Annotated in this window: 1 protein-coding gene; it reads left to right on the top strand. The window is 48.8% G+C overall.

What is annotated here, in order from left to right; genetic code table 11:
* The coding region (locus HMPREF9420_RS10400) for a DUF2958 domain-containing protein (protein ID WP_007135632.1) at nt 1-4,046 on the top strand (4,046 nt) is incomplete at both ends.

Raw genomic sequence — 4,046 nt, 5'->3', positions numbered from 1 at the left:
TAGTGACCTCATCGTCCTGCAGAAGCAGACTGGTAAAGAAATCAGCAAGGGCATTGAACAGCAGTTCGTAGAAACCGTTTCCGTTCCCAAGGAAGGCTCTTCTGTCGTCTTCAAGCATAACTCTCTTTTTGTAGGAGATTGGAAAGACATATCTCATCGCACCATTGCCACAGAGCGCATAATGGGTACAGACCCTTATGGAAGACCTGCATGGGAGTATCGGTTCACGGGAGGGATTGATGAAATGGCAGAAAGTCTCCGAACACAACTCTCTCTTGAAATGGGACAACGTATCGACCGTAAACTATATGAAACAGGTATACCGATGACAGAGGTAGAGCGAGAGGCAGAAGCAGAGAAACAGCTTCGCAAGTTGGGTATTACCATAAGTCGGGAAGAAGAAACAGAGAAGACAAAGACTGAAGACAAGGGTATAAACGATGCCTATAACCTCATGCCCGACAGTATCAGGAAACAGTTACCTAAACTCTATTCGACGGAAAAGGGACTCATTGGCGATAAGGTTGCCTATGCACGCTATTTCTTCCCTATGGGAGCATACACAGCCTACCTCTTGGAGTATGACCCCAAGAGCCGTATTGGTTTCGGTGCCGTCACGATGGGTTACGGCTGGGAGCTTGGCAATATGTCCCTCGATGAGATGGAAGGCGTGAAAGTAAGAGGATTGGGCATTGAACGTGACCTGTACTTCTCTCCTAAGAAATTGCATGAGATAGCCGAACTGGAAGAAATAGTTAGGGGACAATATACCAAAGAAGAAGTGGTAGCAGAGGAAATCAAGGAAGAAGTAGTAACAAAAACAGAGATAAACGATAAGGTTAAGGAAACTGTAGCCGTTGCTTCTGAGAACGATACGCAGATAATGGAAGATACCATTTCTGGCGGAGAGACAATCCCATTACAGCCGTCATCATCAGAGTCTGCCCCACAACAATTAGTATCAGAACAGCCTTTCATGACTATAGAACTTGCGCCCGAAGGCGTACCCGCCTTGACACTTCATCATCAATACGAGCAGGAACCACAGGAAATCCGTACGGATATTGAAGCCCCAAGAGAGATGAACGGACAGACGATATTCTTTGACGACGATCATCATCCGGTGGTGGACAATAATATGGAAGATATCGGACAACCGGAGCAGCTGTCACTGTTTGCCCCGGAGGAATACAGCCTTTGGACAAGAGAAGTTACCCGTGTGAACAATGAAATCAAGGATAATTCAGGAACCTCACAGGCACGCCGTCCTATAACACAAACTGCTCCCCAGAAACCATCGGAGTTCAAAATGCAAAAGGCAGCGACCTCTCCTCAACGGCGTACCCGTAGTAGCAGGAAAGCAGCTTCTTCCTCTTCACGTGAGCCGTCACTTTTCGACTTCATGAACGAAGCCGAGGAGCGCAAGCCAAGACCGATAGCAGAAGTCAGAAAGGAATTTGACGCTTCACCACGCCCTTTTCTCTCTTCGCCGGACTCTCACCTAAGAGACGGCTCCATTGTCGTGCAGAAGGGACAGATAGGCTTTCTTTCTGACTTAAAGCGACATCCAACCTTTAACCCGATGGACTTGCCGTATGCGCAGCTTTCACGTCTCAAAGCCTATATCGAGATACGGGAGTGCTATCATCGTCTCTATGACTACGAGGCAGAGAACCATGCAGAAGACAAGGAGGACCGCAGCAGGCTCAACCACCTGTATGATGATTATATATCCCGTTGGGGCTACTTTAACCAAAAGGCGAACACCGACATCATCAAGATGGATGCTACAGGCGTGGAAATGCTCTTCTTGGAACGCTCCGAAAACGGCAGGTACATCAAGGCGGACATCTTTGACCATCCCACGGCTTTTTCTACCACAGAACTGACCGTTGCCACAGACCCGATGGAAGCCTTGGGTGCATCGCTCAACAAGTACGGCGCGGTGGAACTTGACTACATGAGTTCACTTTTACCTGATATGGAGGAAAGCGACATCATTTCTTCCTTGGAGGGTCGTATCTACTTCAACCCCGAAGAGAATGCTTACGAGGTGGCGGACAAGTTCATTTCGGGCAATGTAATAGAAAAGGCGGAGCGTATCGAGTCGTGGCTCTTGGAACATCCCGACCACGAAGAGGCAAAACAGAGCCTTGCTGCCTTGCGTGCAGCCACGCCAACACCCATTCCATTTGCAGACCTTGACTTCAATCTCGGTGAACGCTGGATACCCTCAAAGGTCTATGGCAGGTTCGCTTCGGAGTTTTTCGGGACGGATATTGGCGTATCCTACCATTCCAACATGGACGAGTATTCCATTGTCTGCGACCGAAAGAATGCCAATATCTGGCACAAGTATGCCGTACAGGGTGAGTTTCGCCGCTATGATGGCATCAATCTCCTCAAGCACGCCCTGCACAATACCATTCCCGACATCAACAAGAGCAAGGAGATGACGGATAAGGTTACGGGAGAGACGAAAACTATCAAAGTAAGGGACGGACATGCTATCCAGATGGCAAATGCCAAGATTGAGGAAATCAGGCAGGGCTTTGTTGATTGGCTCGGACGTACACCTGACACGTTCAAGCAACAACTCTCTGACCGTTATAATCGTCTTTTCAACTGTTTTGTGCGACCCAACTTTGACGGCACGCACCAGACGTTTCCCGACCTTGACCTCAGAAGGTTGGGCATTGCCGACCTCTACAAGAGTCAGAAGGATGCCGTGTGGATGCTCAAAACCAACGGTGGCGGCATCTGCGACCACGAGGTGGGAGCGGGTAAGACACTCATCATGTGTACGGCTGCTTACGAGATGAAGCGCTTGGGGCTGGCAAACAAGCCGATGATTATCGGACTGAAAGCAAACGTCTTCGATATTGCCGATACGTTCCGCAAGGCTTATCCCAATGCCAAGGTGCTCTATCCGGGCAAGAACGATTTTAATAAACAGAACCGCCAGCGTATTTTCAACGACATCAAGAACAACGATTGGGACTGTATTATACTTACACATGAACAGTTCGGTATGATACCGCAGGCCTTGGAGATACAGGAGGCGATTATGCAAAAGGAACTGGACTCCGTGGAAGAGAATCTCGAAGTGTTGCGACAACAAGGAAGAGACATCTCCCGTGGAATGCTCAAAGGACTGGAAAAACGCAAGCAGACGCTTGAAGCCAAGCTACAGAACATACAGGACAGCATCGCAGAGCGTAAGGACGATGCTGTAGATTTCAAGATGATGGGTATCGACCATTTGTTCGTGGATGAGAGTCACCAATTTAAGAACCTGATGTTCAACACTCGCCATGACCGTGTGTCGGGCTTGGGCAATCCTGATGGTTCACAGCGTGCCTTAAACATGCTCTTTGCCATTCGCACCATACAGGAGAGGTCTGGCAAGGACTTGGGAGCGACTTTCCTTTCGGGAACGACCATTTCCAATAGCCTGACGGAACTGTATCTTCTGTTCAAGTATCTCCGCCCGCAGGCTTTGGAAAAGCAGGGCATCAACAGTTTTGATGCTTGGGCAGCGGTCTTTGCCAAGAAGTCGACCGACTACGAGTTCTCCATCACGAATGACATCATACAGAAGGAACGCTTCAGAACATTTATCAAGGTGCCTGAGCTGGCGGCGTTTTATGCGGAGATTTGCGATTTTCGTACTGCCAAGGACATCGGTATCGACAGACCGGAGAAGAATGAGATACTGCATAACATACCACCGACACCCGAGCAGGAAGTCTTTATCGGCAAGCTGATGGAGTTTGCCAAAAGTGGAGATGCCACGCTTTTGGGACGTGCGCCGCTCAGTGAGAGCGAGGAAAGAGCAAAGATGCTGATTGCAACAGACTACGCCCGCAAGATGAGCCTTGATTTACGCATGATAGATGAAAATGGGTACTCAGATCATATCGACAACAAGGCAAGTCACTGTGCCAAGATGCTCAATGACTATTACCGAAAGTTCGATGCACAGAAAGGAACGCAGTTCGTTTTCTCTGATTTAGGTACTTATAAGCCCGGCGGAGACTTCAATA

Origin of the sequence: Segatella salivae DSM 15606 (assembly GCF_000185845.1) — a bacterium.
Lineage (GTDB): Bacteria > Bacteroidota > Bacteroidia > Bacteroidales > Bacteroidaceae > Prevotella > Prevotella salivae.
The sequence above is the reverse complement of the archived record's forward strand: the minus strand, read 5'-3'. Positions and strand labels throughout refer to the sequence as shown.